This window comes from Terrisporobacter vanillatitrophus (assembly GCF_051148895.1).
Lineage (GTDB): Bacteria > Bacillota > Clostridia > Peptostreptococcales > Peptostreptococcaceae > Terrisporobacter > Terrisporobacter vanillatitrophus.
The window spans coordinates 591,405-616,277 of sequence record NZ_CP154625.1 but is presented as its reverse complement, the minus strand read 5'-3'; the positions used below and the strand labels follow the sequence as shown (position 1 = coordinate 616,277).

Genomic DNA, 24,873 nt, shown 5'->3' with positions numbered 1-24,873 from the left:
ATTTTTTATATAAACATAAAAAAGAGGATATGCAGACACTACAAGTAGTAGCCACATATCCTCTGTTCATTTACCTGAAAGTTTTCATGAGAAAATCTCATTTTCTTCGTCGGTGACTTTCACTCTTAATGAGCAAAGTCTTTCCAGAGTTCCATCAATTTACGATATTCTTGCCTGAAAGTTTCTCTTGAAAATTTAATGGCGATTTTCAGATTGCTTCTTCGGCCTTTTTACCTAGGTAAAAACGTCTCTCGTAAATATCATTTGGATTTATTTAATTCTAAAATCATTGTATGTGAGTTCATAATATTTTTCAACTGTTTTTGTTTATTTTCTTTTGTGTTTTTTCTGACTTTTTATTCTTAAATTATATAATTCTAATAATAATATGGAGAAGAAAACATAAATAAAAATGTTCCTAATGCGCCTATCAATAATAAAAATCCTATGGTAATTATAACTAATATTATTGGTATTGCTATATTAACTCCACCTTTATCTAATATTAATCTTTGTTTTATATCATCATCCATTTTTGTAAAAGAAATTAATTGATTTTGTATATGTTTTAAATAAGCTATATTTCCATATAGCCCCGAAATTACGGCTATAGCTATACTTGTAATTAATGATAAAGATGGTATTAATACTCCAATTACTAAATCTGCTATAATAAGTCCAAAACCTATAGCATACATTTTTCTATATAAAAACCACCATGAATTAAAGAAAAATGCGGCCCAGTTCCAACTAGTAGATTTGTATAGTTCTTGGATCTCCTTAAATTTAGGTATATAATATTCTTCTTTCTTTTGTATAAAGTTAATCATATCTCTATTATCAAAATCAACTCTATAATTTTCATCATAACTATTATCTGTAAAACTTTTATATGTTTCGTTATTTTTTACAGCTTCTTTAAAATTTTCAGTAGTACTTTTTATGCTATCTTCTATAGTAACTAGTTTATTTCCACAATTTGTGCAATATATGAACTTATTTTCTTCAGCCATAATTTTCTCTCCTTAAATATTTTTATTGTACTATTATTAATATGTTCCTACAATAGAGTATAATATATTAATATTTGCAATTTATCAATACTATAAAATAGTAAATCCATTTTAGTTGACATACTTGATTTTTATATATACTATATAAATACAAATTGTTAGAATTTAGAATTATTCAATTTCTAAATTTCAGAATAGGGGGTATTGAAATGGATTCATCAAGTGACAAATCTTATTCTATGAATAGAATACTTGGATTAAAGGAAAGCATTACTATAACTGTGGGGACAGTTATAGGTGTTGGCTTATTTACCGTTGGAGCCAATGGTGTTGGTTATTTAGGACCTAATGTTATTTTTGCAACTTTATGTGCATTCATTGCAAGTATTATACCGTCATTGCTTTATGCTGAAATGGGATCTGCCATTCCTTATGCTGGTGGAACTTACAATTATGCATCCAAAGGACTTGGTAAAGTTTGGGGTATGCTTGCTGGTTGGAATTTTGTTATATCTTTGATGGCAGTTGCCAGTGGTGAAGCCCTTGCTTTTGCTTTTTATCTTACAACTACGATGGAAGCTCTTAAAATTCCATTCGCTATTGATTCAAGAGTTATAGCTGTTATAGTGATTTTATTATTTATGTTTATTAATTTAAAAGGTGTTGAAATTTCAGGCAAATTACAAAATGCCTTTATGTTCTTTTTTTGGGGCGTTGCCGTAGTTTGGTTCATTTCTATGATAGGAAATATTCAACCAACAAACTACTCTTTAGGAATTATAGAAAATCCAAATATTAAGAGCTTTATATTTACTACTGCTTTAATTTGGTGGTGTTTCGCTGGATTTGAGACATGTTGTGCCATGGGTGGTGAAATCAAATTTCCACAAATCAATATTCCAAGGGCTATAAAACTTGCTCCATTTATAGTATTTATAGTAACTGCAACTTTTCAATTTTTCTTATTAGGCATAGTTCCTATAGAAAAACTTACTATGCTTCAAACATCTTCTGCTCCTTATGCAGATACTATGATTCAAGCAGGCATACTAGGTTTTCCACTAATAATGTTATGTCTTGGAATTGCTTTTGGTGGTGATTTTTCAACTTTAAACTCTTGTATTGCTGCTCCATCTAGATATTTATATGAAATGGCAAAAGACGGCGTTATTCCAAATTATTTTTCAAAAATTCATCCAAAATATAAAACACCTTATTTTTCTATAATATTTTTAGGTATTATAACTATTGCACTTATTTATATTGGAGATATTTTATATGTGGCATCTCTTAGTTTGTTTGCTGATTTATTTTATTATATAATTGGATTCTTTGCTTTTATTGGTCTTAGAAAAAAACATCCTGATTTAAAAAGAGAATATAAATCTCCTTGTGGTATATTTTTAGCAGTTTTAAGTATAATTGCTTATATTATAATGATGACTGAATTAGAGAAAGATGCCTTCATCACAGGTATTATCTGGTGTGCAATTGGTATAATAGTATTTTTATTCTTCAGTAATAAAAATAAAGATATTGTAACAAATGAAGAGCCAGTTCCTACTCCAAGTAAAAGTGAAGTAATTGAACTTGATAAAGAATATCAGATTTGGAGAACTATTGTAGTTATTTTATTCGTTGCGGTGCTTCTTTTATATGGTGTTATGTATTTTATTGCATAATAAAACCGAATCATTTGGTTGTTATTTTTAACATAAACCTCATGATTCGGTTTTTATTTTATTTTGTTAAATTAATATATTTTCTTGAAGTTAACAAATAATAAGTCATATATATTACAGAGAATACAATAGTTGTTATTATGGTAGACAACCTTCCATCTTGATTAAATAAACTTGTTACTGCATAACTTGCTACAGTGCTATGAATTATTGCCACTATAGCCGGAATCATGAAAAATATTCCTAATTGCTTATTAATAGATTTATTAATATATTCTTGGCTTGTTCCTATTTTTCTCAATGTATCAAATCTAGGCTTGTCTTTGCTTGCATCAGAAATACATTTAAAGTACATAATACTTCCTACAGAGGTTATAAAAACTAAAGCCATAAATAATCCTATAAAGTAAATTGCATTTATAAAGTTATAGCTATCTCCATCAAAATTATCTACACTATAAACTTCTAGATTACTATTATCTTTAATATAACTTGATATTTCTTTACTATTATCAAAGTTTTCTAAAGTAATACAAGATATATTTTCTGTATCCTTATTTAAATCTTCCTTTACTGAATTATAAGTATTGTCATTTACTATAACTAAGGCATTATCTCTAAATGGGCCAAATAAATTCATATAAAAATCGTCTACTATTTTAATATTACTCTTACCTAAATTGATACTTACTTTAAAATCAAAGGCATTAATTAAGCTTTTTGGAATAATAAATATCCCTTCCTCATTTTCTAAATTTTTATTTAAAAATTTCTTTTCATTATCTAAGTTTCTATATTTATATATTTTTTTAACATCTGAATATTTTATTAAATCAATTTGATCCATATAAAGTATTGGTGATTTTTTAGTTCCATTGTCAGTAAGATCAATTGGTATAATTTCTGTTTGAATATCAAAAGCAATCTTTTCTTTATTTAATTTTAGAGCTTCTTTAACTACTTTATTATCTAAATTCCCCTCATACATTATACTATATGGATATTCAGATTCTTTACCTTGCGAAAAAATAGTTCTAGTGGCAATAGATACTATTACACAAGTTAAGCAACAAGTTATTAATACTGCAATTTGACCTAGAACTTTATTATTGTCTCTTATTCTAAAAATTATATTATTGTAACTTAAAATATTAGTATTTTTATATAAGAAGTTTTTATTATTAATTAATTTTAAAACTATAAAAGTAAAAAATCCTTTAAATAATAACATTGTTCCTATTATAACCATAATTACTGTGGCAAATATGGCTAATGGAAATGGTATATTATATCTTTTGTAATATAAAATCACAGCATAAGCTAAAACTATAACTATTAATCCTAAAATACCTTGTAAAGTCTTATTTTTACTATTGTCACTTTGATATATATTTGTTGCATTAATAAGTTTTGTTATATCAGTTCTCAATAAAACTATATATTCTTTAATAAACACACAGATTAATATACATAAAAAAATTAAACTAGTTATTAAAATAGCTTCTTTTGAAATTTCAAACTTCATCACAGTACTTACTTTAGAAATTTTAGCCAATGCCATTAAAAATAATTTATTAGTTAGAATTCCACCAAGTATACCGCAAACTAAAGCTATTATACCTATTAGCAATCCTTCTCCAGCAAATAACAAAGCTATTTTATTATTCTCCACACCCATAAAAGTATAAATTCCAAATTCTTTTTTCCTTTGCTCTATAAAAAAACTACTAGAGTAAGATATAAAAAATATAAAAAACAAACACAACACCAATGCACAAACACCTGCTAAAGATGATACTACATTTAAATCTTGTATCTGTCTAAATTGTTCACTAAACATCAATGTTATAAAGTTATAAAATACTACAATGGAAAATATCATAGAAAATATGTACATTCCATAGTTTTTCAAATTCTGTTTTAAGTTCATAAAAGAAAGTTTAAAGAAGTTCATTTACTTCACCTCCCATGGAAGTAAGTAAATTCATTATACTATTGTAGAATTCTTTTCTATTTCCTGAACTATCTATTCTAGCGTTTAACTTTCCATCTTTCATGAAGACAACTTTTTTAGAATAACTTGCACTAAATGGATCATGTGTAACCATAATAACTGTCACATTAAATTTTTCATTCATGTCTCTTAAACAGTTTAATAACTCTGATGATGATTTTGAATCTAGTGCTCCTGTTGGCTCATCAGCAAAAATTATTTTTGGTGATGTTATAAGTGCTCTAGCTGCTGCTGCTCTTTGTTTTTGTCCTCCAGATAATTCATAAGGATATTTTTTTAGATGAGCTTCTATTCCAAAAAATTTAGCAAGTCTCATAACTTCTTCTTTTATTTTATTTTGTTTTTCATTACCAATTACAAGAGGTAGGGCTATATTATCCTCCACACTCATGCTATCTAATAAATTATAATCCTGAAAAATAAAGCCAATATTATCTCTTCTAAATTTAGATAGCTCTTTATTATTCATTTTACTTATATCTTTATTTTCATAATATACATTTCCTGATGTAGGTTTATCTACTGTTGATAAAATATTTAGCAAAGTAGTTTTTCCTGCTCCAGAAGGTCCCATTATAGATAAAAATTCGCCTTCTTTAACGTCTAAATTAATATCTTTTAAAATCTTAAATGTATTTTTATTATTTTTAATATCTTTTTTCAAATTAATAGTTTTTAACATATTACCCTCCAAATTTCTAATATTTATTATACTTATATTTTATAAGTTTCAGATATTTGCTTCCATCTCTTAACCTAACACTTTGGAGATAATATGTGTCATTTATGTCACATTGAAGTAATCTGATAAGTTATAGAAAGTAATATATACATCACAAAATTCATTTGGCGTTGATATTACGTTTATGTGGTGACTTAATTTATTTAAGATTTTCTTTGAAATATAAAGTCCCATACCCGTTGATTTTGTTTTCTTTCTTCCATTTTCTCCAGTAAATCCTTTGTCAAATATTCTTTCTATATCTTGAGGTACAATTCCCATACCATAGTCTTTTATATGAAGTTCACATCCTTTTTTATTTTCCTTCAAATAAATTTCTATTTTTCCTCCTATATGGCTATACTTGATTGCATTATCAATTATTAGCTCAATTATATGAGTAATCCACTTTTTATCAGTAAGAACATTTTTATTTAACTGATTAACTTGCAAATCTATTTTATTATATATAAATTGATATTTATTTTTCTTTATTACTTCTTTTACTATTTGTTCCAAGTTCACTTCATTTATTATAAAGTCTGAATTATAGTTTCCTGCTCGACTTGAATACATTGCTTGTTCCACTAATTTATCTATACGGCTGACTTCACTATTAATTTGCTTAGATAATTCCCTACTATCATCAATTTCATTTACTCTTTTTCCTATTATTTGAAGAACTGAAATTGGAATCTTCACTTCATGAATCCAGTTTGTCATGTAATCGTTTATATCCTCTAATTCATTTCTTAAACTATCTACTTCTTCCTCATTCTCTTCAATTAGATGTTTTACATTCTTATAAATATAATCCCTTTCCAAATCATCATATTCTTCTCTTAAATTATGTATTGAATTTATGATTTTTTTTGTTTTTTTCTTATAATTTCCATAACCAATAAAAGTGAAAATTACCACAGCTAAAATTGATAAAATATTAATATAAATTAAAGTATCAATACTATTACTTAAATTAGGATCTAGTATCATAGTAACATCAACTATTAACATTATTAAAATTATTAAAATTAAAAATACTTTTACTTCTCTTAAATAATTTCGTAAACTCATTTTATTATATATCCTTGTCCTTTTTTAGTTTCTATAAAATCATTTAGTCCTATGGAGCCTAACTTCTTTCGCAATCTATTAACATTTACTGTTAAAGTATTTTCACTTATAAATTCATCTGTATCCCAAAGTTCTTCTATTATTTCATCTCTACTTACGATTTTTTCTTGATTTTCCATTAATATTTTCATTATTTTCAACTCATTTTTAGTCAGTTCGGCATTTTCATCTTTAAAGTATATCTTTCCATCAACTATATTCAGTGTTATATCTTTAAATTTTATTATCTCGCTTTTTAAATCATTATTATAAGAGTAAGTTCTTCTAAGTATGGCTTGAATTTTGGCAACTAAAATTTGTGGCGAAAAAGGTTTAGTAATATAGTCATCTCCTCCCATATTTATAGACATGATTATATCCATATCATTATCTCTAGAAGAAATAAATATTATTGGTACTTTCATAAAATTTCTAATTTGTGAACACCAATAAAATCCATCATAACAAGGCAAATTAACATCCATTAAAATTAATTTTGGATTACATTGTAATACCTCATCTGTTATATTTTCAAAATCATTTACCTCACAAGCACTGTATCCCCACTTACCCAAAGTCAAGCCAATTTCTCTACTTAAAGCTTTATCATCTTCTATTATAAAAATATCCATTATTATATACCTCTTTATTTTTTATTTTCAAATCAATATTATTATATATTAATTATAATCCATTCCATTGTTTTTCTTTCAAATTGTATATCATTAAGATTTGATTTTGGATAATATTTAGCTTATTTTATTATTTTTATGTAAATAATAAATAGAACTATTTAAAATAATTGGAGGTGTATTTTTTGAATTATAAAAATCCCATAAACCATAATTGTAATATTAAGTGCCCTAAATGCAACCATACATATTCATATGACTTTAAAATTGAAGATTTGAAAAAAACTACTAATAAAATAGGTTCTGTTGAAAATTCCTATGAATTTTTAACTTATTTAATTTGCAAAAATCCTCTATGTAATTACGATATTGAAATTAAAGGAGAAGCTATTGTAAATTCCTCAAATATTCCAGATTCAATAAAAATTATTTCTATTAAATAATATAAAGAGCTCATAAAATATGAGCTCTTTATATTGATACTTTATACTATTAAGTTGTTTCATTTTTTAATCTGTTTTTAAGGCATCATCAAATGCCACATCTGATGGTGAAAAGTTAATTTTCTTTGTAAATTCACAAGCCTCTGTTGCTCCAAATACTCTTTCCATTCCACTATCTTCCCATTCAATTGATAATGGTCCATTATATCCTTTTTCATTTAAAATTCTAATTATCTCATCAAAATCCACATCCCCATGACCAGGAGATACGAAGTTCCATCCTCTACAGTAGTTACCAAAAGTAATGTGAGAACCTAATATGCCATTTCGTCCATTCAAGTTTAATTTTGTGTCTTTTATATGTACATGATATACATACTCAGCAAAATCATATAAGAATATACTTGGATTTACCCCTTGCCAAATTAAATGACTTGGATCAAAGTTTATGCCTAGAGTTTTTCTATAATCAAATACTTCCAATAATTTTTTAGTAGTATAATAATCAAAAGCTATTTCTGTAGGATGAACTTCCAAAGCAAATTTTATATTACATTCATCAAAAACATCAAATATTGGTGACCAAAGCTCTTTAATTTTTTCATATCCCTTATCTACTATTTCTTCTGTAGTCTGTGGGAAAGAATACCACATTTTCCAAATTGGAGAGCCCATAAATCCTGTTACAACATCAACACCCATTGCTTTTGCCGCTTTTGCTGTGTATTTCATTTCTTCAATTGCCCATCTTCTTATTTCATCTGGTTTTCCTGCAAATTCAGATGGTGCAAATCCATCCAATCTTTCATCCCATACATCTCCCACACATTGTCCTGCTAAATGAGATCCTATTGCCCAGCATCCTAAGTTATATTTATCAAGTGTTGATTTAATTTCTTTTACATACTCTGGATCTGTTGCTGCTTTTCTTACATTTAATTGTCCCCATGTTGCTATTTCCAATCCTTCATATCCCATTTCACTAGCTAATTTGCAGATTTCTTCCAAATTTAAATCAGCCCATTGTCCTGTAAATAATGTAACTGGTCTTTTCATAATTAATTCCCCCTAAAAATTATTTCTAATTTTTTAAATCAACCCATACATTTCCATTCTCACTACTTTTCAGACATGCTTCAACAAATAAAATTCCTTCCAATCCATCAGTAATTGTTGGATAATCAATCATACTTTCTTCAAAAATATTATCTTCTTTTGCTTTAATACACTCCATAAAACTTAAATATAAGTTTGCCATAGCTTCAAGCCATCCTTCTGAATGACCACTTGGAAGTCTTTCATACTTGGCCACACTTTCACCAATAGCCCCATATCCTCTATGAACTTCATTAATACTTCCATCTTCTTTAATTATTATTACTTTTTCCGGTGTTTCTTGGAACCATTGAATACTACCTTTACTACCATATATACGTACTCTTAAACTATTATCATGACCTATGGCAATTTGAGAAGTCCAATACATTCCTGTGGCACCATTTTCATATTCAACGAGAACCATATCGTTGTCATCTAATTTACGTCCAGGAACTACTGTATCCATTTTTGCTAACACCTTTTTTATCTTAAGTCCAGTCATTGTAGCTACTGCATTTTCAACATGAGTGCCTAAATCACCTAAACAGTTAACCTTGCCTGCTTGTTGTGGATCACATCTCCACTCTCCTTGCTTTCCACCACAATCATTTTCATGTGCAAGCCAACCTTGAGGATATTCAGCCATAACTGTTCTTACTTCCCCAATTTCTCCATTTTTTATTATTTCTTTTATATGTTTTGCTGTCACATGACCCATATAAGTATAAGTAACCATAAATAATAAGTTCTTTTCTTTTGCTAATGATTCTAATTCCATAGCTTCTTTTGATGTTACCGTTACTGGTTTATCACAAGATACATTAATCCCAGCTTCTAAAAAAGCTTTGCATATTTCATAGTGTGAATTATTTGGTGTAACTATAACAGCAAAATTAATGCCATCTTCTTTTTTAGATTCAATTTTGGCCATTTCAAATGCATTTTCATAACATCTTTCTTGGCAAATTCCAAGTTCTTTACCCATGAGTTCATTTTTTTCTTTTGTTCTAGAAAAACATCCTGCAACAATTTTAGCTTTTCCATCTAAGTTGATGGCACGTCTATGTGCATCACCAATAAATCCGTCTGGTCCTCCACCAACCATTCCATAATTTAAAACTTTTTTCATATCTATGGCCTCCTTAATATATCTTTCCAATAGAATTAAATAGTTTCATTTTATTAATAACAGATTGCTTTATCATTTCAACTTCATAAGGTATCATATCCGTTACACATTTCTTTCCATTATCAAATGCACACTTAGCACCGCTGGCTGCAGCTTCATTTATATCTGTAAAAATATTTACCTTACTTATTCCTCTTTTTATTGATTTTTTGAAATCCTCATCTGATAAACCAGATCCTCCATGAAGTACTAAAGGTATATCAATTGTATTTGCAATAGTTGAAATTCTTTCAAAATCCAGCTTTGGCTTAAATTTGTAAGCACCATGAGCAGTGCCTATAGCAATGGCTAAAGCATCTATTTTCGTTTCTTCTACATATTCTTTTGCCTGCTGTGGGTCTGTATAAAAATCTTCTGGATTAATTAAAAATGAATTACCTTCTGTAGAATTCTCATTATCACCCACATGACCTAATTCAGCTTCTACAGTTGCTCCAAATTGATGTGCAATATATGTAAGTTCTTTTACTTTCCTTATATTTTCTTCATAAGTATCTGTTGAGCAATCATACATAACCGATGAAAATCCTAGCTCAAGAGCTTTAACACATTTTTCAAAAGTTAGTCCATGATCATAGTGAATAACTACTGGTACTTTTGCTTTTTTAGCCATAGGAACAAGAAAATAAGATAACTCCTCCAATGGTCCATAAGGCAACAATACTTCCGCTGTTCCCATAATAACTGGTGAGCCAGTTTCTTCTGCTGCTTGTATAATGCCTCTAGCAAGTTCTAAATTTACTGCATTAAATAATCCAACAGCGTATTTATTCTTTTTTGCTGGTAATAGAACTTCATTAAGATTTACTAACATATTTACTCCCTTTCTTTAATTAAATCTTGCTTTTTCCATCCTCTATTTATAATTTGTTCCAATTCATCCAATGGTTTAATTCCACTTAAAGCATCATAAGTGCTTACACAAGATGCTCCTGTGGCTACAGATAGCTGCATACATTTATCAAAAGAGTATCCTCTTAACATGGCTGTAAGAAAGGCCGCTATGCTAGTATCTCCGGCACCTGTTCCTGACACTACTTTTTCTGGCTCATAACTTTTTTCAAAGCCTTCTCTATTCGACCATGAGTCTAAATTTAATTTTATATTTGAACTTATTGAAGATAATTTATCTTTATCTCCTGTTTTATAATAAATACCTGGCGCTCCACATTTTATTAATACAACTTTTGCACCCATATTTATAAGTTTATGTGCTAAAGGCTTTACATCATTAATAGATAAAATACTTGTAATATCTTTTCCATTGGCTTTTATAACCCACTCATCATATTTTTCTCTATCAATCATAAATGCCAATTCCTCCACACTTGGAACAAAGAAATCCACATAAGGAAGTACTCTTTCCAGTATAGAGTTCCAATTTATGCTCCCAGCTTCTGATAAAGGATCAATAGCTGCCATATCAAGTGAAGTTGCTATATTATGCTCTTTTATATTTTTAAATATTGTAAGTAATTCTTCTCCTTGATTTCTATAAATGTTCTTCATCAAAGGAGGATATCCAAAGTGAAATAAGGATACATCTTTTAACATATCTTCACATATATCTTCAGATACAAAATCATCATTTGCTCCTGAATTATGCAAAAAAATTCTATCTACTCCTGGTGGAGAAATAACTATGGAGTAAGATGTGCTTGTTTTGGGTGAAGAAATCATTTTGTCTGACACATTATATTTATCTAAAATATTCATTATTAATTTACCAAAAGAGTCTTCCCCTATTTTGCCAACTAATTTTACATCTGCTCCAAGAATTTTCATTGCTAATCCAGTGTTAGCAACAGCTCCTCCTGTATGAACATCTGCTTCGTCCACATTTATTAACTTCCCTGGTGTTAATATATCTCTAAGCTCTTTTCTTTTATTTGACGGGAAAATAGGAGTAATATCCAAACAAATATGACCTGCAACGATTACTTTTTTATTATTTTTCAACATATTCTTTACTCAATTCCCATTAGAAGGTTCATAACATACATTTCTAAACCTTCAAAATCTCTATTTTCAACACATTTTCTTTGGAAGTCATAATCAAATCTTGAGGCCTTTTCTTCTAAAGCTTTTGCTATTTTCAAACTATTTTCCAAATGTTTATATCTATCTTCATCTTTTGTTGTTCTCATAGCCTTAACATCAAGACCTATGTATTCACCATTTGAACCATAATTATTTTCTATTAATACTTTTATTTGATTAAAAGCTTGTCTAAGATTTTCCACACCAAAAGTTTTGTCTTGATCAAATTTAATTCCATTTTGGTCATTTAAATGAACTCCCCAAAGTTTTCCCATTGCAAGTGCAAATCCAATTTCATGAGAAGGATCTAATCCTGCTAGTATGGCATGAGCTGATTCAAGTAAACCACCTACCCTAGATGGGTCAATAGTTGCAGCAGAAACACCCATAACATGTCCAATAGTTCCACATATACTTCTATCTATTGGCTCATTAGGTTTTGGTTCAATTAAAATTTTTATTTTTTCATCATACTCAAGCATTTTATTTATTGCATCTATTAATTGCTTAGTTGCCCAAACTGGACTTTTACTTTCTGCACAAAGTGTTCCTTCTCTTGCTAACCACAATACAATTTTGTCACAGCCTAATTCATTTGCTATATCAATAGAACGATACGCTCTCCACATGGCAAATTCTCTGTCTTCCTTACAAGTTGACATAAATCCACCATCAATTGTATGTTGATCCATCCATAATCTTGGTGCAACAAACTCTGCTGCTAAGTTATATTTATCTAAAATAGCTTTTACTTTTCTCGCTTCTATTTTAATTTCTTCTTCACTTAATTCATTCATATTAGGAACTGCATCATCATCATGAAATTGAACTGCACTAAATCCTATTTCTGCAAATTTTTTAACTTTATCCTCAAAATCAACTTCATTTCTTGTTGCAGGTCCATAAGAATCTGCTCCATCATGTACATTCCATGGCCCAACTGAAAATTTAAATCTAGACATTTTTATTTCCCCCTAATTTCTTAATTTTATATTATGGTTTTATTCTATATCATTTTTAAACTTTATCTATGTCATATTTAGTTATAAATATAAGACAATTTAGCTTTTTTGCATGTTATACATTTAATTTATAAACTTTATAAATTAATGATTTTAGACAACCAGCTTTCAAGATAAAAAAAGCTAGTAAAATTTTATGATTACTTTTAACATTATTAATATTATGTTCCTGTTGCTTTTTGTAGAAATAAATTGCAAATTTATACACAAAAGTATATAAGTATATTAAGGGTAATATTCAAGTAGAAAGGGGTATAGAGCATGAAAAACGAATTTGAAATTATAAATAGTCCTCACATCAAACATTTAAATGTTTTTTTAGTTGATATAGCTTATAGAAGTCCTCACTTACATAGAGAATTTGAAGTAATCCTTATTCTCGATGGCAAAGTAACAATTACTTCAAAACATGAAAGTTATGATTTTCAAGCTGGAGATACAGTTATATTTAATCCTAATCAGCCACATGAAATTAAAGCTTTAAAGAATAATACTTTAATACTTTGCCTACAAGTATCACCAAAATTTTGTTATGATTACTTTCCTAATATGTCAAACTTAGTTTTTGATTCTTTTAACATCAAGCAAAATGTATCTGAGGAAAATTTCAAATATATTCACTCTCTTACTCTTGAGTTGGCTTATTTATACTATGGTAAAAAAAATGGATACGAGTTTTCTTGTATGAGTATCCTAAATTTGATATTTAATATATTTTTAAATAATTTACCTTATCATATTATTTCTGACGAAGAAAAAGTAGCCAATGTTCGAAAAATAAAACGATTAAATAAAATATTAAATTATATCGATGAAAACTATATGCATAAAATTACTTTAAGTGATATTTCAGCAAGAGAAAATCTATCTGTATCATATTTATCACACTTCATAAAAGATAATTTAAATCAATCTTTTCAAGAATACTTAAATAATCGACGCTTTAATCGTGCAAAAGAATTGCTTTTAATTAAAAACACAAAATTAATTGATATTTGCTTTGAGTGTGGTTTTTCAGATTATCGTTATCTTTATAAAGCATTTCGTGAAAATTATAACTGTACTCCAAATGAATATCGTAAAATGTGTGAACAAATTCCTCTAAAGGCACAGTCAAATTCTCATCTATCAAATGAAAATTTCTATACAGCGGAAGATGCACTACATATTTTAAAAAAATTAATAACAAAACTATAATTTTTTAATAAAAAAGCTGCATTTAGTCTATTTTAAAGAAATAATCAAAATGCAGCTTCTTATTCTATTTAAATCCATACAAACTATAATATGTTAGCAGTAAATTTACTACTTTTCCATAGCTTAATGTACCTTCTTTAACACCATTTGCTTTTAGGTAATTACTATTCATACCATCTGATACTTCGTTTACTTTTCCTTCGAATTGTTTCCAAAATTCACTACTATGATTTAAATCATTAATTACGGATGAAGATAAGTCATTATTTGCACTAACTAAGGCATTGTAATCAACTTTTGCTAGGGCCGATGCAGTATACTTAAGCGCTAATAGATATCCTGAATATTGAAAATCATAGTCCTCATTATTTATACAGGCGATGTAAGCTAAAAAGTTGGCTTCGTCTTCACTTGCATATCCCCTTTGATGAGCCATTTCATGTAATGTAGTAAAAGGAATATAAATATCTGGTGATGCTACATTTATATTTGCTTCTCCTGTAAATGGTGAATATATTCCTGTTATTCCTGTGTAACATAATAAATTTGAATTAAGTATGTATTTAGCTGTTCCATATGTACCTTTTCCATTTAAATTTAAAATATGAACATTATCATATCCTTTAGTAGCTCTTTTTAGAACATTTTTTATATTTGAATCACATTTCATTACTTTATTTTCATCTTCGGATACTTTTTCCCTAGTTTCATTACATTGGTTTATTAAAAATTTATATAACTGTTTTAAATTTTCATTATCATACTCAACCTTTTTTATATTTAAATTTTTAGTTTTATTATAGTCTTCAATAAGTGAATCCTCTAAATCCATCCTATTATAATTTATTCCCCATAGTATTATAAATAGAAAGTATATTATTCCAAATATTGATATTATATTTAAGATCATATTTTTTAAATAATATAAAGTTTTCTTAGGATTTTTTGTTATATTAAATATGCAATATATGAAATATGATAAAGTTGCTATTGCTCCTACGTAAATAAATATTTCAAATAAAGAAAAAGGTAAAATACTAGAAATATTACTCAAAATTTTCACCATAAATATGTTAATTCCATTAGAATAATATTTTTCTACTATCTGTGGTGTTTTTGATGTTATTAAGTTTAATAAAACTCCCAAAATAAATAATGAAATATATAGAATTCTAAATTTTTTGATTAAAATCACCCCTTTTAAAAATCATCTTTGATTAAATAATATATCATTTACTATATTAAGTAGGTAGGACTAAAAATCTCCTATAATAATATATTATCATAGGAGACTTAATTTAGATTTAGATAATAATATACTAATTTAGAAAATTAATATAAACTAAATAATCTTAATATCTTTTGCCAAACAGTTAAAAATTTTTTTAAGCTTTAATACATTTACTCCAGAGAATAAATGCTAAAATTATTAAAATCGTGCTATATCCTGCCAATGCATATATATTAAATAAGGCAAAATAATTTATTCCTACTCCTACACCTAAAATAACCATCCCTAATAAAGTATTAATCAAGTTTTGGCTTTTGTTAACTTCTCCAAATTTCAGTGTAAAAGGTAAGGTATTTTTTCCTAACATATGCTCAATAACTATGAAAACCAATAAAAATATAAAAGCAATAATTAAAATTGGTAATACTTTAATTCCAAAAATAACTATAAAAATAATACTTTCAAATAAATATAATGGTAATAATATATTAGCTAATAGTGCTTTATATGCACCTTTATATATATTGGATTTATCACTTATATAAGCTGTTTCATAAATCCACGCTGCTTTATAATCATTAGAATATTGTAGTGTCATCAATAAGGTTGGGACCATTAGCATAAACCAATAAATATTTAATGACACATGTAAAGATATATTTTTTATTTCACTTATGGAATCCATTGAATACATAAATATGAATAATAGTGGAAATACAATATTAAATCCTAAGCCAGGATATGTCATCAATTTAAACTCTCTTTCTCGTTTTATTATAGAAACAGAAAGATCATAAACTGCTTTTTCTTCATTATTCCTACATGTCCATTTTCCAAGTTTATAAAATAGTCTATTTTTCTTCTCTTTTTCATTATCTTTTGCAATGTTTAATTTTGAAAGAGAATCTTCAAACTTAGCTGTATTCTTTATGTATAAACTAATAGCTATAATTGGTACAATAAATGCTAATACAATTAGAATGACTATTATTTTATTAATTTTTCCTCCATCAATTGCATATAAAGGTGATGCAAACCACATTGGTGGTAAAAACAAATTCCATATGTTACTTTTGTATACTATATTTATATCAACTATATCAAACATTCTACCTAAGAATTGATATCCTATAGTCATTATTATTGTTAGTCCTATTTGGACGAAATTTATTATATCTTTAACTTTTTCACCATTAAAAAACCTTAAAATCAAAAGATATAATAGTGCAGTTATTACAACCATAAATATATCTATTACCATTAGTTCTAATATGAAAATAATCCCTATTAAAATCCCTGATTTAAATGATCCTATGATTGCAAGCCAAGACAACGCCAATGAAGTTAGGAAGATATAATAACATATATGAGTTAACTTCGCCGCATTAATTGTCTTATTATCAATACCTTTAGTTCCTATTATATTCTTATCTCTCACATCTAAAAGGACACTTGAAAAATCAGATATAAAGATTGTTAATATAAAAAACATAAACATTCCAAAAACTATGGTATAGGTATACATGCTATTAGATGGAAACATTGTTATCATTCCAATAAAAATTCCCATAATTGCATACATGATTAATGATTTATTAAATGAGTTTTTGCCCTCTTTGTTATCTTCATTATTAGAGCTTTGCATTACTGTAGATGTTCTCCTACTATCAAGAGTCAATTTCATACTTAAAATTAATCTCATACTTTCATAATCTACGCCCATTTTAGTATATATGCTCTTAAATTTATCTAAAATATTTAAAAATTTATATTCTTTCATATTATTCACCTACTTAATTGCCATTACAATTTTATCTGCAATTTCTTTGTGATTGTTAAATCCAGTCATTTCATTAAATATCTCTTCCAATGATCCCTCATGAGAGTTTTCTTTAAGTTCTTTAAAGCTTCCGTCAGCAACTATTTTCCCATTGTTAAGAAGCACAATTCTATGACTTATTTTCTCTACAACATCCATAATATGAGATGAATAAAAAATAGTCTTCCCTTCCTTTGCAAAAATTTCAAGAAGTTCCTTAACAATCATTACAGAATTAGCATCTAACCCACTTAATGGCTCATCTAAAAATAATATATCTGGATTATGAATAATACTAGAAATAAGTATTAATTTTTGTCTCATTCCTTTGGAGAATGTTGATATTCTTGTGTTTAAATAATCTTCTATTCCAAATAAACTCATAAGTTCTTTTGCTTTTAATGTTGATGTATCCACATCTAAATCGTATAATTGACCAATAAAATTTAAATATTCCATTGCAGTTAAACTTTCATATACTTCTGATACTTCAGGCACATAACCTATTTTCTTTTTATATTCACCTTTTGTATTCTTAATATTTTTATCAAATATTATTATATCTCCTTCATATCCGTCTACAATTCCCAGCATAATTTTTACAGTTGTACTCTTACCTGCACCGTTAGCCCCTATATATCCAATAATTTCTCCTCTTTTTACTTGGAGATCAACCCCCTTTAATACTTCTTTTTCTCCAAATTTCTTTTTTAAATTTCTTAATTCTAATATTATTTCATACATAAGTTTCCCCCTCTTTATATCCCTTGTTTTAATAATCCATGTAAAATATTTTACATTTACAAATTCTTTTTATATGAATTTCATTCTATTTAGTTAACTTTATTATACAGTAATAATTTCCATACCAATTTTACAGTTTCGTAAGATAAAGCTTCACAATTATTTTATATTTTTTATGTCATATAGGCTATAATTACTTATCATGTAACTTTACTATTTATTAATATAGTAGCACTAAATAAATAGTAAATTCATATTTATTGGATGAGTTCTTACTTTTTAAGCTAAACATCAAAAAAGGTCATCTCACTATTTTCAGTTCGATAACCCTATTATTTTTTAGCTATATTATAAAATGTTTGTCTAACTAAAACTCCCTAACAAGTTGCTCCACCAGTCAAATGAAGTTCTTCTTTTAGTATTTCTTCCTTTCTCTCAAGTAAATCATTTACTAATAATTGTTTTTCTACATTTTCAAAACCTAAACGCTCTATAGTTGAAGCAAAACGTTCGCCTATTTTTCCTTGTTCTCTATATAATAATATTACTTTTTCTATAACATCTAAAGCTTCTTCCTTGCTAGTAAATACCTTATTAAGAGCCAATCCATGATTTACTTTTTTGCCCCATCTTCCACCAATATAAATTTTGTAACCGTAAGTTCCATCTTTTATTGCATCAAATGGACATTGCCCTATGCAACGTCCACAGTGATTACACACTTCTTCATCTATTTTTAATATACCATCAACAACTTTACAAGCATTTATTGGACATAATTTTTCTATAGCGCATTTTTTACATCCGTTACATAAGTCTTCATCAAAGTTTGGTATATATTGTCCTATTATTCCTAAGTCATTTAAATCTGGTTTTACACAATTATTAGGACATCCACCTGTAGCTATTTTAAATTTATGAGGTAACTTTACTTTTGCATAACCTTTATAAAATCTTTTATGTATTTCTTCTGATAATTCAAATGTGTCTATTAAGCCATATTGACAAGTAGTTCCCTTACATGATACAACTGGACGTACTTTTGATCCTGTTCCTCCTGTTTCAAGGCCTTCTTTAGCTATATAAGATCTAAAATCTTCAATTTTTTCATATGGTATACCTTGGACTTCTACTGTAAGGCGAGTTGTAAATGTTACTATTCCATTTCCGAATAACTGTGATGCTTCTCCTATACATTTTTGTTGCGATGCTGTTATCTTTCCATTTACAGTTATTACTCTTCCTGAAAAATTATCAGTTCCTTTATTGCTCAAAAAACCTAAAGCTTTTACTCTTTTTTCATCTTCCTTACTAATTGTTAATGTTGACATTATTTTTCCTCCTTACTTATTTGTATATTTAAATATAAAATTTTACATTTTTTTCCTATAATTTAATTTTATTGTAGCACTTGTGATATACTATTAAAAGTGATATTCTCTTATGAAAAACATAGGTAAAACCTATAGATAATCAGTATCATTTAACCATATTTATTAATAAAAAAGGAGGTATTCCATGACAATCAGACACTTGCGAATTTTTATTGAAGTAGCAAGAACAGGTAAAATGAGCTTAGCTGCACAAAAATTATTCATATCTCAACCTACAGTAAGCCAAGCTATTCGTGAATTAGAGGATCACTACGGTCAAAAGCTTTTCGAAAGATTATCAAAAAAGTTATATATAACATCCTTTGGCAAAGAACTTTTCTCATATGCATCTCAAGTAGTTGAACAATTTGATAATTTAGAGAAAATAATGAATGACAATCTTCATATAGAAAATTTACGAATAGGTGCTTCTGTAACTGTTGGAACTTGTCTTTTATCTAAAATAATAAAGGAATTTCATAGCGTTGCCCCTAGAGTAAACACTTATGCTTATGTTAATAATACTACTATGGTTGAAAAAAAATTATTAGAATCTGACTTAGATATTGCTATTGTAGAAGGAGAAATTCATTCTCAAGATTTAGTTACTACTCCTGTAATCGATGATTATCTGGTTCTTTTATGTAATAATAATCATCCCCTTTCAAAAAAAGAAAAAATAACATTATATGATTTAGAAAACCAAAGATTTGCTATAAGGGAAGATGGTAGTGGTACAAGAGAGTTTTTTGAACAAATTTTACACAAGTATAAAATTCATATTCAATTAGCATATGAGGCTAGTTCAACTGATACAATTAGAAGGGCTATTTTAGATGATGATTGTTTATCCCTTCTGTCTATACATACTTTTGAAGAAGATATCCTATGTGGTAAAATCCATATTATAAAAACTGATTTAAATACATTAAAAAGATCCTTTAAACTTGTTCATCATAAGGATAAAATTATGACTCCTTCAATAATAACATTAAAGGAAATTTTGAAAAAATATAAAACATCTGATTTTATGAAAGATTTACTAATAAAAAAATAAGTATAACTTATTAACTGAAGTTATACTTATTTTTTATATATGTATTATATAATTCTTTTCCTAATCTGTTTTAAACATATGCATATAAATAAAACAACTCCCAATATACCCGTAAGTGGATACACATTTCCCACTAATTTTTCAAATGGAAATAAGCCAAATGAAAAAGCCAAAATTGAAATAATAAGGGCGATAATATTTGAGTTGTACTTTCCTCTCTTTGAAACTTTATCACAGACTGTCCAAAAATTTGGTGCAGCTGTTGAAAAAATACCACATAATAAAACAACTGAAAAAATTTTCCCAAATGTAGGTGATATGGATTTTGCAAAATATAAAGTTGGTATGGATAATTTATAAATATCCTTTATTTTTGATAGTAAAGCAAAATTCATAACTAAAATAACTATAATCAATAATACACTTCCAACAACAGCTCCATACTTAGCTTCCCTTCTAGTATCTGCACTATTTCCAAGGGAAGTAAAGAAGAATAGTCCACTAACCATATTATATGATGCATATAATATACCACTTTTAACACAGTCTCCTCCCGCTTTTTTAAGATTAACATCTACCACTGTCTGTGAAATATTGTTTAATCCATCTAAATTTTGAATCAAAATGGTAAACCCTACAATCAAAGAAAAAATAACTATTACAGGACCAATAAAACCAATTATATTAATAAGATTATCTAAGCCACAAATAAAAGCAATAAGTACTAATATTGTCATCATAGCGCAACCAACATAATAATTTAATCCGTAATATTCTTGTAATGTTGCCCCAGCTCCTGAAATCATAACGATAACACTTATAAATAGTAGCACTGGTACAACATATTCATAAAACAGACCTACCTTATTTCCACAAAAGTATTTGTATGGTCTGTATTTTTTATAGCTTCCGTAATCGTATCCAGCTGCCATTACAGTACTTCCGAAATATGTAAATAAAATTAAACTTATAAGTATTGATACTAAACTATTCAAACCATTGGAAGTGAAAAACTGCATAATCTCCTGTCCTGTTGCAAATCCAGATCCAATAATAAAAGCTATAAAAGCACCTGCAAATTTCATCACATTTAACATTTTAATTTTTTCTTTCATACATAATACCTCCCTATTAAAAATATTTAAGGGCTAGTATTAAATATATGTCTATATAAATTTAGTATGACTTTTTGCCCAATGTGTAAATTATCACAAGGTTTAACCACTTTCTTAACTATTTATTCTTTTTATCTTAATAATTAGAAATATATCAAAAATACACATATCTCTTGAAGATATAGCATAATTTCTTCATGAAGTCCTATATTTATGCTAAAATATGAATTATACAATTTCATAAGGAGGTTTTTATTTGAACAAAACAGATGTAATTAAAGTAACAAAATTATCATTTGGAAGCATCTTAGCCATTATTATTGCATCTTTATTTAACCTGCAATATTCAATTGTAGCTGGAGTAATCACTCTTTTAGTTGTAAAAGATACAAAAAAGGAAACTTTAGCAGGAGCTCTGAGCAAGCTATTTGGATTTATACTATGTACAGTTTATTCTTATATTTGTTTTCGTTTATTAGGATATAATTTGTTTTCCTTCTCATTATATATATTTATTACAATAGGTACTTGTTTTGCATTAAAAATCAGCAATGTTATTGCCATGTGTGTAGTTATTGCCTCTCATTATTTACTTCAAGGCTCTATGAGTATTTATTGGGTATTGAATGAGACAGGCCTTTTCATAATTGGAGCTGGTATAGGTATAATAATAAATATGTTTATGCCTTCTAATATTCATAAAATTTATATTGGTCAACAAAAACTCCAAAAGCAAGTTAGCTTAATTCTAATAGATATTGCCAACATAATCAGTAGTCCAGACAAAGATATTTCTTTTCAACATAACTTAGACGAGCTAAATAAATTAATAAATAATAGCACAAAAGCTGCTTATGAAAATATTAATAACAATCTACTAAGTGATACTCAGTATTTTTTAGAACATATGGAAATAATCAAAAGTCAAAGAGATATTCTAAGTACTCTCTATGATTTAGTTTCTCAATTAGACTACTCACCTTATCAAGGATATATAGTTGCTAGATTTATCAATAAAGTCGGTAATACTTCTTTTGAATCAGATACTATTACTAATTTATTAAATGATTTAGATGTGATTTATAAAGATATGAAAATTCAACCTCTTCCAAAAGATAGAGGCGAATTTGAAAATCGAGCTATTTTATTTTTATGCCTAACTGAACTAAAAAAATATTTAGTAAATAGAAAAAATGCTCAACTCTTAAGAGATAATTATTTTTAAGATAATATGTCCATTTATTCTATTTATAAAAAAGTCTATAACTCTATTTACAGATTATGAAATTGAACAAAATCCAATTTTATCAAATTAGAAAAATATGAAGAAATTAAAAATATAAATCAGACACTAAACTAGAATTCAATTTTGTTTAGTGTCTTTTATAGAATCTATCATTATTATTAATTAATTCCTCTATTGTACATGGCTCAAAATTATTAATTTCTACACATGCATTGAATAAATTTTTTTCTTTTTTAATAATGTGAAATTCTTTAGTAAAAGAATCATCATGCATATGGCCAAAAACATGATATGCTCCTTTGTTCTTTCTGTACCATAAAAGTATAGGATAATGGCAAAGCTGAACCCATTTATTATGATTTCTTATTAATTTACTTTCTTCCACTGTTTCAAAGTAATCTAAAAATATAGGATTGTTACGAAACTTATAATCATGATTCCCAAGAATAAGATGTAAGTGCCCCTTAAGTCTTCCTACTGTATTCTTAAGTTTTTCTTCTAAATCTTGTTCCTCACATACTATAATATCTCCTAGTATGTAAACATGATCATCATCTTTAACTTTATTATTATGTTTTTTTATAATTTCTTCATTCATCTCATTAACATCATTAAAATGTTCACTTCTGCTTCTTTTTAATGCTAGCTCATGAAAAAAGTGATAATCAGATACATAATATATTTGTGACATATCTTTTCCTCCTTTCTTTTAAACACCTTTATATCTTATAAGTATATAAGTTTTTAAATTTTTATTCTTCTATATTTTACTTTTTTATTATTAACTTTTGCATGTTTAGAATATTCCTCTTTTACATAATATAGATACAACTAACTTTATTATTTACCATGACATCTTAAGGAGGTAATTTCATGGAAAATGAGTTTAAACCTGACAACAAAAAAAACGTACTACGATTAGCATTATTTATTGGTGAACTTATGCTTACTAACGGCGCAGAAACATATCGTGTAGAAGATACTATCATTAGAATATGTAAATCTAGAAACTATAATCATGTAAATGTATTCACCTCTCCAACTGCTATAATTATCTCCGATTATAGATTTGATGGATATTCATTTATGAAAACAATAAAGTCTAGATCCATAGATTTAAATAAAATTTCCATGCTAAATAACTTTTCGAGAAAATATGTTACTAACACTGAATTGACTGTACAAGATGCTATGACGGAGCTAAAGGAAATTATAAACACCACATCTTATACTTCATTAGTCTTAAGTTTTTCTACTGGAATAGGATCTGCCTTCTTTGCAACCTTATTGCAAGGAAACAATATTCCTACTTTTATTTCAACCTTTATTACATCCATATTGGCAGTCATGATTTATAAAAAAACGATGAAAATTAGTACTATACCTGCCTTTTCTTCACTAATATCCTCAACTTTTATAGCTCTTGTTGGAGTTGTCTTATCTCAAATAGGCATTCTTCCCACACCTGCGTTGTTAATAGTTGGTTCTATTATGCCTCTACTTCCAGGAGTATCTTTTATTAAAGGAATTAGAGACTTAATCGCTGGTGACTTAATTTCTGGAGTTGCTCGTGCCTTTGATGCTGGTGTTACAGCTGTCAGTATAGCATGTGGCGTTGGTATTATTTTAGATATTTGGCTTAGATTAGGAGGAAGTTTATAATGACAGATATGCCCTTATATTTGCATTTTATATATTCATTTATTGCTACTGTTGGTTTTTCTATTTTTCTAAATGCACCTAAATCTACACTTATATCTAGTGGATTTGTAGGTGGGCTTGGATGGTCTATATTTTATTATTTAGCAAAATTAAGTGAAAATGATATATTTGCAAACTTTATAGCGGCTTTACTAGTTTCTTATATTAGTGAAATTTTAGCTAGAAAATTAAAACAACCAGCAATAGTTTTTATAATACCAGGCATTATTCCTTTAGTTCCGGGTCTTGGAATGTATAATACCATGCTTTATTTAGTACAACATGACTATAACAATGCAATTGCAAAAGGTGCCGATGTGCTGTTTGTTGGTGGTGCCATTTCTTTAGGAATTTTAGTTGTAACATCCTTAGTTAAAACCTTACATATATTATCAATAAAAAAAACTGCTAAATAGCAGTTTT

General features: G+C 27.4%; 23 protein-coding genes and 1 riboswitch. Of the genes, 7 read left to right on the top strand and 16 right to left on the bottom strand.

Annotated features, from left to right (window positions below):
* Window positions 1–152 precede the first annotated feature (152 nt).
* A riboswitch (glycine riboswitch) is annotated at window positions 153–264 on the bottom strand.
* Between the two features lie 113 nt (window positions 265–377).
* Complete coding sequence (locus TVTCOM_RS03220; protein ID WP_434798410.1) at window positions 378–1,013, bottom strand: DUF2628 domain-containing protein; 636 nt, start codon at window positions 1,011–1,013, stop codon at window positions 378–380.
* Window positions 1,014–1,222: 209 nt separating this feature from the next.
* On the opposite strand from TVTCOM_RS03220, the gene TVTCOM_RS03215 reads away from it, so the two are divergent.
* Entirely contained in the window at window positions 1,223–2,695 is a 1,473-nt protein-coding gene (locus TVTCOM_RS03215) for an APC family permease (protein ID WP_434798409.1), read from the top strand.
* A 58-nt stretch (window positions 2,696–2,753) separates the two neighbouring features.
* Here TVTCOM_RS03215 and TVTCOM_RS03210 read toward each other — a convergent pair whose 3' ends face one another.
* From TVTCOM_RS03210 to TVTCOM_RS03195, 4 genes are all read right to left on the bottom strand, one after another.
* Window positions 2,754–4,649: an FtsX-like permease family protein gene (locus tag TVTCOM_RS03210; RefSeq protein ID WP_434798408.1), complete on the bottom strand. Its 1,896-nt coding sequence runs from the start codon at window positions 4,647–4,649 to the stop codon at window positions 2,754–2,756.
* A complete protein-coding gene (locus tag TVTCOM_RS03205; protein ID WP_434798407.1) occupies window positions 4,636–5,391 on the bottom strand; it encodes an ABC transporter ATP-binding protein in 756 nt (251 codons plus the stop codon). Before TVTCOM_RS03205 ends, TVTCOM_RS03210 begins: the two co-directional genes overlap by 14 nt.
* Window positions 5,392–5,493: 102 nt before the next feature.
* Complete coding sequence (locus TVTCOM_RS03200; RefSeq protein WP_434798406.1) at window positions 5,494–6,504, bottom strand: ATP-binding protein; 1,011 nt, start codon at window positions 6,502–6,504, stop codon at window positions 5,494–5,496.
* The gene (locus TVTCOM_RS03195; RefSeq protein ID WP_434798405.1) at window positions 6,501–7,175 is read right to left on the bottom strand and encodes a response regulator transcription factor; all 675 of its coding nucleotides are present in this window, start codon (window positions 7,173–7,175) and stop codon (window positions 6,501–6,503) included. Before TVTCOM_RS03195 ends, TVTCOM_RS03200 begins: the two co-directional genes overlap by 4 nt.
* 185 nt (window positions 7,176–7,360) lie before the next feature.
* Here TVTCOM_RS03195 and TVTCOM_RS03190 point away from each other — a divergent pair, with 185 nt between their 5' ends.
* Complete coding sequence (locus TVTCOM_RS03190) at window positions 7,361–7,618, top strand: hypothetical protein (RefSeq protein ID WP_434798404.1); 258 nt, start codon at window positions 7,361–7,363, stop codon at window positions 7,616–7,618.
* A 66-nt stretch (window positions 7,619–7,684) separates the two neighbouring features.
* Here TVTCOM_RS03190 and TVTCOM_RS03185 read toward each other — a convergent pair whose 3' ends face one another.
* Genes TVTCOM_RS03185 through TVTCOM_RS03165 form a run of 5 tightly spaced genes read right to left on the bottom strand, consistent with a single transcriptional unit; the run spans window position 7,685 to window position 12,907 of the window.
* Entirely contained in the window at window positions 7,685–8,674 is a 990-nt protein-coding gene (locus TVTCOM_RS03185; RefSeq protein WP_434798403.1) for a sugar phosphate isomerase/epimerase family protein, read from the bottom strand.
* Window positions 8,675–8,699: 25 nt separating this feature from the next.
* Window positions 8,700–9,845 (bottom strand): Gfo/Idh/MocA family protein, encoded by a 1,146-nt coding sequence (locus TVTCOM_RS03180; RefSeq protein WP_434798402.1) that lies wholly within the window; start codon window positions 9,843–9,845, stop codon window positions 8,700–8,702.
* Window positions 9,846–9,858: 13 nt separating this feature from the next.
* On the bottom strand, window positions 9,859–10,719 hold the full coding sequence (locus tag TVTCOM_RS03175; protein WP_434798401.1) for a class II fructose-bisphosphate aldolase: 861 nt from the start codon (window positions 10,717–10,719) through the stop codon (window positions 9,859–9,861).
* 2 nt (window positions 10,720–10,721) lie between these two features.
* Complete coding sequence (locus tag TVTCOM_RS03170) at window positions 10,722–11,867, bottom strand: carbohydrate kinase family protein (RefSeq protein WP_434798400.1); 1,146 nt, start codon at window positions 11,865–11,867, stop codon at window positions 10,722–10,724.
* Window positions 11,868–11,872: 5 nt separating this feature from the next.
* Window positions 11,873–12,907, bottom strand: a complete 1,035-nt coding sequence (locus TVTCOM_RS03165; RefSeq protein ID WP_434798399.1) for a TIM barrel protein — start codon at window positions 12,905–12,907, stop codon at window positions 11,873–11,875.
* A gap of 321 nt (window positions 12,908–13,228) precedes the next feature.
* On the opposite strand from TVTCOM_RS03165, the gene TVTCOM_RS03160 reads away from it, so the two are divergent.
* Window positions 13,229–14,164, top strand: a complete 936-nt coding sequence (locus TVTCOM_RS03160; RefSeq protein ID WP_434798398.1) for an AraC family transcriptional regulator — start codon at window positions 13,229–13,231, stop codon at window positions 14,162–14,164.
* A 64-nt stretch (window positions 14,165–14,228) separates the two neighbouring features.
* Here TVTCOM_RS03160 and TVTCOM_RS03155 read toward each other — a convergent pair whose 3' ends face one another.
* The 4 genes from TVTCOM_RS03155 to TVTCOM_RS03140 form a co-directional block, all read right to left on the bottom strand.
* Entirely contained in the window at window positions 14,229–15,311 is a 1,083-nt protein-coding gene (locus tag TVTCOM_RS03155) for a DUF3810 domain-containing protein (protein WP_434798397.1), read from the bottom strand.
* 238 nt (window positions 15,312–15,549) lie between these two features.
* Window positions 15,550–17,175, bottom strand: a complete 1,626-nt coding sequence (locus TVTCOM_RS03150; RefSeq protein WP_434798396.1) for an ABC transporter permease — start codon at window positions 17,173–17,175, stop codon at window positions 15,550–15,552.
* 9 nt (window positions 17,176–17,184) lie between these two features.
* Entirely contained in the window at window positions 17,185–17,958 is a 774-nt protein-coding gene (locus TVTCOM_RS03145) for an ABC transporter ATP-binding protein (protein WP_434798395.1), read from the bottom strand.
* A gap of 377 nt (window positions 17,959–18,335) precedes the next feature.
* Window positions 18,336–19,289, bottom strand: coding sequence for a 4Fe-4S binding protein (locus TVTCOM_RS03140; RefSeq protein ID WP_434798394.1), 954 nt, complete (start codon window positions 19,287–19,289; stop codon window positions 18,336–18,338).
* A 187-nt stretch (window positions 19,290–19,476) separates the two neighbouring features.
* Here TVTCOM_RS03140 and TVTCOM_RS03135 point away from each other — a divergent pair, with 187 nt between their 5' ends.
* Window positions 19,477–20,388 (top strand): LysR family transcriptional regulator, encoded by a 912-nt coding sequence (locus tag TVTCOM_RS03135; RefSeq protein ID WP_434798393.1) that lies wholly within the window; start codon window positions 19,477–19,479, stop codon window positions 20,386–20,388.
* A 44-nt stretch (window positions 20,389–20,432) separates the two neighbouring features.
* On the opposite strand, the gene TVTCOM_RS03130 is transcribed toward TVTCOM_RS03135, so the two are convergent.
* Window positions 20,433–21,503: a YkvI family membrane protein gene (locus TVTCOM_RS03130; RefSeq protein WP_434798392.1), complete on the bottom strand. Its 1,071-nt coding sequence runs from the start codon at window positions 21,501–21,503 to the stop codon at window positions 20,433–20,435.
* A 256-nt stretch (window positions 21,504–21,759) separates the two neighbouring features.
* Between TVTCOM_RS03130 and TVTCOM_RS03125 the strand changes: the two genes are divergently transcribed.
* Window positions 21,760–22,728 carry an aromatic acid exporter family protein gene (locus TVTCOM_RS03125; protein WP_434798391.1) on the top strand — a complete coding sequence of 323 codons (969 nt, stop codon included), beginning with the start codon at window positions 21,760–21,762 and terminating at the stop codon, window positions 22,726–22,728.
* Window positions 22,729–22,876: 148 nt separating this feature from the next.
* Here the strand turns inward: TVTCOM_RS03125 and TVTCOM_RS03120 are convergent, their stop codons facing one another.
* Window positions 22,877–23,440, bottom strand: coding sequence for a hypothetical protein (locus TVTCOM_RS03120; RefSeq protein WP_434798390.1), 564 nt, complete (start codon window positions 23,438–23,440; stop codon window positions 22,877–22,879).
* Between the two features lie 182 nt (window positions 23,441–23,622).
* On the opposite strand from TVTCOM_RS03120, the gene TVTCOM_RS03115 reads away from it, so the two are divergent.
* Both TVTCOM_RS03115 and TVTCOM_RS03110 read left to right on the top strand, forming a co-directional pair.
* Window positions 23,623–24,411, top strand: coding sequence for a threonine/serine ThrE exporter family protein (locus TVTCOM_RS03115; protein ID WP_434798389.1), 789 nt, complete (start codon window positions 23,623–23,625; stop codon window positions 24,409–24,411).
* A complete protein-coding gene (locus TVTCOM_RS03110) occupies window positions 24,411–24,866 on the top strand; it encodes a threonine/serine exporter family protein (protein WP_434798388.1) in 456 nt (151 codons plus the stop codon). The genes TVTCOM_RS03115 and TVTCOM_RS03110 overlap by 1 nt, the downstream gene beginning before the upstream one ends.
* Window positions 24,867–24,873 lie beyond the last annotated feature (7 nt).

What these genes read in the sequence shown, in the direction of transcription:
- TVTCOM_RS03180 (WP_434798402.1), bottom strand. Translation starts at nt 9,845, where the DNA reads ATGAAAAAAGTTTTAAATTATGGAATGGTTGGTGGAGGACCAGACGGA.
- TVTCOM_RS03140 (WP_434798394.1), bottom strand. Translation starts at nt 19,289, where the DNA reads ATGTCAACATTAACAATTAGTAAGGAAGATGAAAAAAGAGTAAAAGCT.
- TVTCOM_RS03130 (WP_434798392.1), bottom strand. Translation starts at nt 21,503, where the DNA reads ATGAAAGAAAAAATTAAAATGTTAAATGTGATGAAATTTGCAGGTGCT.
- TVTCOM_RS03185 (WP_434798403.1), bottom strand. Translation starts at nt 8,674, where the DNA reads ATGAAAAGACCAGTTACATTATTTACAGGACAATGGGCTGATTTAAAT.
- TVTCOM_RS03200 (WP_434798406.1), bottom strand. Translation starts at nt 6,504, where the DNA reads ATGAGTTTACGAAATTATTTAAGAGAAGTAAAAGTATTTTTAATTTTA.
- TVTCOM_RS03195 (WP_434798405.1), bottom strand. Translation starts at nt 7,175, where the DNA reads ATGGATATTTTTATAATAGAAGATGATAAAGCTTTAAGTAGAGAAATT.
- TVTCOM_RS03115 (WP_434798389.1), top strand. Translation starts at nt 23,623, where the DNA reads ATGGAAAATGAGTTTAAACCTGACAACAAAAAAAACGTACTACGATTA.
- TVTCOM_RS03205 (WP_434798407.1), bottom strand. Translation starts at nt 5,391, where the DNA reads ATGTTAAAAACTATTAATTTGAAAAAAGATATTAAAAATAATAAAAAT.
- TVTCOM_RS03175 (WP_434798401.1), bottom strand. Translation starts at nt 10,719, where the DNA reads ATGTTAGTAAATCTTAATGAAGTTCTATTACCAGCAAAAAAGAATAAA.
- TVTCOM_RS03145 (WP_434798395.1), bottom strand. Translation starts at nt 17,958, where the DNA reads ATGTATGAAATAATATTAGAATTAAGAAATTTAAAAAAGAAATTTGGA.
- TVTCOM_RS03215 (WP_434798409.1), top strand. Translation starts at nt 1,223, where the DNA reads ATGGATTCATCAAGTGACAAATCTTATTCTATGAATAGAATACTTGGA.
- TVTCOM_RS03110 (WP_434798388.1), top strand. Translation starts at nt 24,411, where the DNA reads ATGACAGATATGCCCTTATATTTGCATTTTATATATTCATTTATTGCT.
- TVTCOM_RS03220 (WP_434798410.1), bottom strand. Translation starts at nt 1,013, where the DNA reads ATGGCTGAAGAAAATAAGTTCATATATTGCACAAATTGTGGAAATAAA.
- TVTCOM_RS03170 (WP_434798400.1), bottom strand. Translation starts at nt 11,867, where the DNA reads ATGTTGAAAAATAATAAAAAAGTAATCGTTGCAGGTCATATTTGTTTG.
- TVTCOM_RS03120 (WP_434798390.1), bottom strand. Translation starts at nt 23,440, where the DNA reads ATGTCACAAATATATTATGTATCTGATTATCACTTTTTTCATGAGCTA.
- TVTCOM_RS03150 (WP_434798396.1), bottom strand. Translation starts at nt 17,175, where the DNA reads ATGAAAGAATATAAATTTTTAAATATTTTAGATAAATTTAAGAGCATA.
- TVTCOM_RS03165 (WP_434798399.1), bottom strand. Translation starts at nt 12,907, where the DNA reads ATGTCTAGATTTAAATTTTCAGTTGGGCCATGGAATGTACATGATGGA.
- TVTCOM_RS03160 (WP_434798398.1), top strand. Translation starts at nt 13,229, where the DNA reads ATGAAAAACGAATTTGAAATTATAAATAGTCCTCACATCAAACATTTA.
- TVTCOM_RS03210 (WP_434798408.1), bottom strand. Translation starts at nt 4,649, where the DNA reads ATGAACTTCTTTAAACTTTCTTTTATGAACTTAAAACAGAATTTGAAA.
- TVTCOM_RS03135 (WP_434798393.1), top strand. Translation starts at nt 19,477, where the DNA reads ATGACAATCAGACACTTGCGAATTTTTATTGAAGTAGCAAGAACAGGT.